Consider the following 4654-nt stretch of genomic DNA (forward strand, 5'->3'; position numbering starts at 1 on the left):
GCGCCAGCCTGGCGTCGACAGCTTTGACCTGTCAGATAGTGCTTCTTTGAAGCGCCTAACGTTCGATTCTCGAGGGCTTGCATCCATTGCCCAGTCCAACTTCTCGCTTTCATACATCCTCGAAAGCAACACCAGTCCTCACTACCGCTCTATTTGCATCACTTCAGCAGGCCGGGTAAGTGTCAAAAAATACGGAGGAGTCAGCGCATGTCCATGAGTCGCCAGCGAGGTGCAGGCCTGATCGAGGCCTTGATCGCCATGCTTATTCTTTCCATCGGTGTGCTCGGCATGGTCGGCATGCAGACGGCTTCGCTCAAGTACGAGCAAACCGGATGGGTGCGATCGGCGCTGTCGTCCAGCATCAGCAGCTTTGCGGATCGCATCAGGGCAAATGCCAGTGCGGACGCAACCGCTTATAACTTCTCCCGCACCTACGCCGCTGAACGTACATCCATTGATGGAACCCCGACCTACCTGAACCCGGCCAAAGATTGCAACACTGCAACCTGTACCCCGACCGAGCTGGCGGCCTATGACATCACTATCTGGCGTCTTGACCTGAACAACCAGCTGCCGGGCGCGGTGGGCATCGTAACGCCCACCGGAACCAAAGGCGTGGACTTGCGCTTCCTGGTGACCGTTGCCTGGTATAGCAAAGACAACCTGGACGGTACAGGTACAACACTGCGTTCACCCGACATATGCACGGCGACCACCACAGGAATCGCCGCAAGAAACTGCTGCCCCACTGCACTGGGAACGGCTACCGCCCTGGCCGGCGTTCAATGCGCCAATCTTGAGATGATTCCATGAAGACACTTCACATCGGAATGGCGCAGCCGCGCTACCGCCAACGCGGTTTGACACTGATCGAGCTGCTGGTCAGTCTGGTCATCGGCCTGGTCCTCGCCCTCGCGGCAGCGGCGGCATATCTGGGCACCCGCTCGGCCGCTACAGCCTCAGCCAATATGGCGATGCTCAATGAGACCGGCAAGCTTGCACTGGACATGATTGGCCGCGACCTTCAGATGGCGGGTTTCTACCCCATGATCATGTCCACCACCTCCGCGGCCTCAGGTAATTTGGGGGGATTCACCAATACCAAATACTCAACCGCCGTGGCCTATAACCAGGGGCTGTTTGGGTGCGACGGCGCGGTGTTCAATCCCACAACCAGGGCTTGCGGCAGCACGGTAGCCACTGCGCCAGATTCGGTTGTGATCAACTATTTCACCATGCCAGAGCTGGATGCATCGACCTTTGGGAGTGGGTTCGACTGCCTGAGGCAATCTGTTGACCTTGATCCCAACAATGCGGCGCAGATTGCCGATGGACGGCCGCGCTACGTATCCAACCGTTTTGGCCTGGTCGCTACCAGCTATACGGCCCAGGGCGTCGGCGGTACCACCCGGACAGTGAATACCAAGAGCCTCGGATGCAACGGCAATGGAAAAAACCCGGAAGACACCATTTATCAACCGATTTTTGAAGGCATTGAAGACATGGTGATCCGATATGGGGTGGCCGGGACAGCTGGGACGTCTCCGGAGACCTACCATACCGCTGCCGAAGTGACTGCATTGCCCGATGTCGCGGGCTTCACATCATGGCAGCGCGTAACCGCCATCAGGGTGTGTTTGCTGACCCGTACGCCGGAAAACTCGCGCACCCAGGACAAGGCAGGCTCCTTGCGCAGCTATGCCAACTGCCGGGGCGCCAACATCACCTACGCGGCCACCGACCGGACTATTTACAAGAAATACGAGCGCGTATTTGCCATTCGAAATAACTTGACAGGTATTTACTGATGCGAGCCGGCATGCCAATCACTACAGCGCGCCTCGAAAGAGGAGTGTCCCTCCCTATAGTCTTGATGTTCCTGCTGGTCATCACGATTCTCGGGACCATCGGGATGCGACGCGCAACCACGGGTGAAACGCTCTCGAGAAACCAACTCGACTACGAAGTCGCCCGCCAGGCCACAGAAGCCGCACTACGCGACGCAGAGCGCGACTTGAAATTGGCAGGCCCTCTGCGTCCCAATGCCTTGTGTGCGCGCGACGACGACAGGCCCATAAAAGAAAAAACCATGGGGCCCTACTTCGACCCAAGCTGCCCCAGAGGGCAGTGCCGGAACCCACTGGACTATTACTACACGAGCAACTACACCACCGTCACCAACCCTGAACCCTGGTGGCCGACCATCAACGGGAAAAAAGGGCTGTGGGAAGGTCCGCCTGCCACGCCCAGCGCAAAACCAAGCGACGCGGCAGGTGCAGGCACCAATTGCACCTTCACCGGTGCGGTACCCCTGGGCACCTTTACCGGTGTTGCCAGATTTGCCGGTGTGGCAAGGCAGCCTGAATACCTGATGGAATATTTCAAAGGTTCTGCAGGCGATGACATCGTCATTCGCATCAGTGCCCGTGGTTTCGGGGCAGACATCAACACTGAAGTTGTAATGCAAACCTATTACCGTCCTTTTCTCCCAAGCAATTAAGGAAAATCCGTGAAAAAAATTATCACCATTGCCGGATTTTTGTTTGCGGCGCTCACTTCGCAAGGGGTGGCATTTGCACAGGCACTGACCCCGGCCATTCCGCCAAACATCGTGACCTCGTCGCCGAGGCCCATGATCATGCTGAACATGTCGAAAGACCATCAGCTTTTTTACCGGGCGTACGACGAGTTCTCGGATCTTGACGGCGACGGAATTCCCGAAACAACTTACAAGCACAGCTTTAACTACTACGGGTATTTCGATTCCTATAAATGCTATAGCTACAGCGGCACGACAAACCGCTTTGCCCCCGTTAGCACCAACACGGACAAATATTGCACGGGCAACTGGAGCGGCAACTTCCTGAACTGGGCCACCATGACCCGCATGGACGTGGTGCGCAAGGTGCTGTACGGCGGCTTGCGTTCCACCGACACCAATGCACTGACCATTCTGGAGCGTACCAGCCTGCCGACAGATGCCCATTCATTCGCCAAGTATTACAAGGGCGACGATCTGGATCAACTCACCCCTTTTACCGCCAGCCAGCTTGCGGCTTCGAGCGTCATCAGCAACGACAACACCAATAATGCGCGACGCCTTATTGAGTTTACGTTCAATTCCAACAAGGCTCACAAGAACAATCCCGGCACCGCGCCGGCCGCAGCTATTGCCACCACTTGCCAAACTCTGGTTGAAACTTACTATGGCGGCGCAACCAATGCCCCCCCTCAGTACAACTGCGTGACGCATTCCGTCGCCCAGGCCACCACATTCAATGTCGAGGTCGGCGACCAGATCAGGGCAGTGAACACGCCCACGCCAACCCAATACATGGAAGGTGTTGCAGTGGCCGTCGACCCTGCCTGGATCACCATGGTGGTCACGCCAACGGGTTATGTCGGTGCCACCGCCGGAACACCGACACTGACCATCAAGCAATGGACCATACAGAATCTGACCCAGACCTCAGCCACCATCTGCAACACCACGCTGGGTGACAACCTGACCGCCAACTCGCCGTTCAATACCAACACAACAGGCAACGGCGATTCACACACCAACGCCAACCCGCCCTTGATGCGAATCGCCAAGGGCGACTACCAGCTCTGGAATGCCAATGAGCGGTGGCAGTGCCATTGGAGTGGAGAAAAATCCGCCTCCAACGGCAATAACGTAGGCGTTACGGGACTGGGCTCCGGCTCCAGCAATCCCACAAAGGGCACCCAGGGGGTCGTCATTGGCGCCACTGGCCCTGACTTTATCGTGCGGGTCGAGGTTTGCGCATCGGCGCTGCTGGGTACAGAAAATTGCAGGCAATATCCGTCCGCGAATTTCAAGCCAATCGGCTTGTTGCATGAGTACGGGGAAGGCAACCTTGCCGAATTCGGGCTGATGACCGGCTCCTTTGCCAAAAATATCAGCGGCGGCGTCCTTCGAAGTAATTTGCAGTCGTTCCAAAATGAAGTGAACTACACCACCGATGGCACGTATACCTCCGCGCAGGGCATCGTTTACACCATCAACAAGCTGCGCGTTTACGGATATCGCTATAGCGACGGCACCTACATTGGTGACGGCAACTGTACTTTCCAGCTGACCTCGCTAACGGACAACCAGTGCACCAGCTGGGGCAACCCCATGGGTGAGATGTTCACCGAAACGCTGCGCTATCTTGGCGGCCTGTCGCCAAGCGGCACTTATGACTACACACAAACCGGCTCGAAAGATGCCGCCATGGGCCTGCCCAAACCGGCATGGGTTGACCCGGTGAACCGGGCTAATGCCGCCGCCAAAACAGCGGCCGATGCCATTTTCGGCCAGGGCCAGTGCCGCGCCATCAATGCCATTAACTTCAATGCCAGCGTGACGTCTTATGACAACAACACCAGCACTCAATGGAGTCCTTTCGCCACATTGCCGGGCAGCCCAAGCCTGGTCAACATGATCAATGTGATTGGTACGGATGAAGGAATTCATGGCAACAAGTTTTTCATCGGAAACAATGGCACCACAAACGATGGAACCTGTACCGGCAAGACAGTTTCCACGCTGGCTGCGGTAGATGGTCTGTGTCCTGACGCCCCAACGTATGCGGGCTCGTATGCGCTGTCTGGTGCTGCCTATTGGGCCAGAACCAACGCCGTGCGGACG

At 56.9% G+C, this 4654-nt stretch carries 5 protein-coding genes and 1 pseudogene; 5 read left to right on the plus strand and 1 reads right to left on the minus strand.

Annotated elements, in window-relative coordinates:
• The 4 genes from AC1DWI_RS14365 to AC1DWI_RS14380 form a co-directional block, all read left to right on the plus strand.
• A partial coding sequence (locus tag AC1DWI_RS14365; RefSeq protein WP_477725068.1) for a hypothetical protein occupies window positions 1–217 on the plus strand: 217 nt, incomplete at its 5' end.
• Entirely contained in the window at window positions 208–813 is a 606-nt protein-coding gene (pilV, locus tag AC1DWI_RS14370; protein WP_477668974.1) for a type IV pilus modification protein PilV, read from the plus strand. The genes AC1DWI_RS14365 and pilV, both read left to right, overlap by 10 nt.
• The gene (locus AC1DWI_RS14375; RefSeq protein WP_477668973.1) at window positions 810–1808 is read left to right on the plus strand and encodes a PilW family protein; all 999 of its coding nucleotides are present in this window, start codon (window positions 810–812) and stop codon (window positions 1806–1808) included. Before pilV ends, AC1DWI_RS14375 begins: the two co-directional genes overlap by 4 nt.
• An 11-nt stretch (window positions 1809–1819) precedes the next feature.
• The gene (locus tag AC1DWI_RS14380) at window positions 1820–2500 is read left to right on the plus strand and encodes a pilus assembly PilX family protein (RefSeq protein WP_477725069.1); all 681 of its coding nucleotides are present in this window, start codon (window positions 1820–1822) and stop codon (window positions 2498–2500) included.
• On the opposite strand, the gene AC1DWI_RS14385 is transcribed toward AC1DWI_RS14380, so the two are convergent.
• Window positions 2497–2649, minus strand: coding sequence for a hypothetical protein (locus AC1DWI_RS14385; RefSeq protein WP_477725070.1), 153 nt, complete (start codon window positions 2647–2649; stop codon window positions 2497–2499). The genes AC1DWI_RS14380 and AC1DWI_RS14385 overlap by 4 nt on opposite strands.
• On the opposite strand from AC1DWI_RS14385, the pseudogene AC1DWI_RS14390 reads away from it, so the two are divergent.
• Window positions 2633–4654, plus strand: a pseudogene (locus AC1DWI_RS14390) (hypothetical protein); the annotation flags it as partial. The gene AC1DWI_RS14385 and the pseudogene AC1DWI_RS14390 sit on opposite strands and share 17 nt — an antisense overlap.

Source organism: Polaromonas sp. P3_C2 (assembly GCF_056402675.1).

Bases quoted from the DNA above. Each gene is read 5' to 3' on its own strand.
- AC1DWI_RS14380 (WP_477725069.1), top strand. From the start codon at position 1,820: ATGCCAATCACTACAGCGCGCCTCGAAAGAGGAGTGTCCCTCCCTATA.
- AC1DWI_RS14375 (WP_477668973.1), top strand. From the start codon at position 810: ATGAAGACACTTCACATCGGAATGGCGCAGCCGCGCTACCGCCAACGC.
- AC1DWI_RS14385 (WP_477725070.1), bottom strand. From the start codon at position 2,649: ATGTTCAGCATGATCATGGGCCTCGGCGACGAGGTCACGATGTTTGGC.
- pilV (WP_477668974.1), top strand. From the start codon at position 208: ATGTCCATGAGTCGCCAGCGAGGTGCAGGCCTGATCGAGGCCTTGATC.